Origin of the sequence: Halorubrum sp. AD140 (assembly GCF_034497445.1) — an archaeon.
Lineage (GTDB): Archaea > Halobacteriota > Halobacteria > Halobacteriales > Haloferacaceae > Halorubrum.
In genome coordinates this window covers 1-1,315 of record NZ_JAXRUU010000218.1, presented here as the reverse complement: position 1 = coordinate 1,315, position 1,315 = coordinate 1, and the positions used below count along the sequence as shown (strand labels likewise).

Genomic DNA, 1,315 nt, shown 5'->3' with positions numbered 1-1,315 from the left:
CGAGCAGAAAGTCACGGTCGGAGGGAGTTAAGATTCCGCGAGGCCGGTCCGCCTCGGCCGCCGCTTCGAGCGACTCCGGCACGTCGTTCTGGCTCATACGTCACACACCGAGAGCGAGCGGATTAACACTACTGGTCGCTCTCCCGGTCGCCCGTCGTGCGTACCGAACCGCTTCGGTGTGTGCCCGGGTTCGCGCGTCGGTCCACGTCCCGCTACGGCCGCCGCCGCGAGAGTTCGACGAATGCGTTCGACAGTAGGTCGACACCGATCAGGAGACTCCTATCGTCGACGTCGAACGTCGGCGTGTGGTGGCTCGTCGGGTGGTCCGTGCCGACGAGGACGTACGACGCGAGGCCGCCGGCGTCTTGGACCCGTTGCATCAGATACGTGCCGTCCTCGCTCACGCCGAACTCCTCGGACGAGATCACGCGCTCGACCCCGTCGACGTCCCACGCCACGTTCCCGACGAGTTCGCGAAGCGCCGGGTGGCTGTCGACGCAGGGCGACTCGCTGATCAGCCGCGGCGTAACGTCGCAGTCGTGGAGCTCGGCGGCCGCGTACAGGACCCGTTCGAGCTCGTCGCGGGCGTACGTCATCAGCGCAGTCGTCTCGCCGCGAACCTCTGCCTCGATGGTCACCTCCTCGGCGATCACGTTGCTCGCGGAGCCACCCTCGATCTTGCCGACGTTCACCCGCGTCGCTCCGTCACGGTGGCGCGCGATCCCGTACGCGTTCTGGATCGCCACCGCGGCGGCCTGCATCGCGTTTGCCCCCTCGTTCGGCGCCTTTCCCGCGTGGGCGCTCGCCCCCTCAAAGGTGGCCGTCAGGTGCGCCATCGCCAGGGGGCTCTCTGTGCCAGCGACGATCTCGCCGGTCGGGTGGTCGAGCCCGATGTGAAGCGCGAAGAGGTAGTCGACGTCGTCGAGGTGGCCGCTCTCAGCCATCGCCTTCCCACCGCCGGAGATTTCCTCCGCCGGCTGGAAGAACACCTTGAGCGTCCCCTCGAAGTCGCTCTCTTTGACCGCCTCGATCGTTCCGAGCGCGATTGCGAGATGCGCGTCGTGACCGCAGGCGTGCATGTAGCCGTCGTGTTCGGAGCGGAACCCCTCGGCCGTCGGCCGGTGGTCGAGATCCTCTGACTCGTGGATCGAGATCCCGTCGAGGTCGACGCGCAGGCCGATACACGGGCCCTCGCCCCGTGAGAGCGTCGCGACGACGCCCGTGCGACCGCCCGCGGTGCGCTCGAGGAGGTCCTCGCTGACTCCGGCGCGACGGGCGCGCTCGAGCCACGGACGGATCTCGTCGTCGTCGGGAA

The 1,315-nt window shown here is 68.4% G+C and carries 1 protein-coding gene; it reads right to left on the bottom strand.

The window, feature by feature from the left end; genetic code table 11:
• Nucleotides 1-212: 212 nt before the first annotated feature.
• The coding region (locus U4E84_RS17590; RefSeq protein WP_322533375.1) for an amidohydrolase at nucleotides 213-1,315 on the bottom strand (1,103 nt) is incomplete at its 5' end.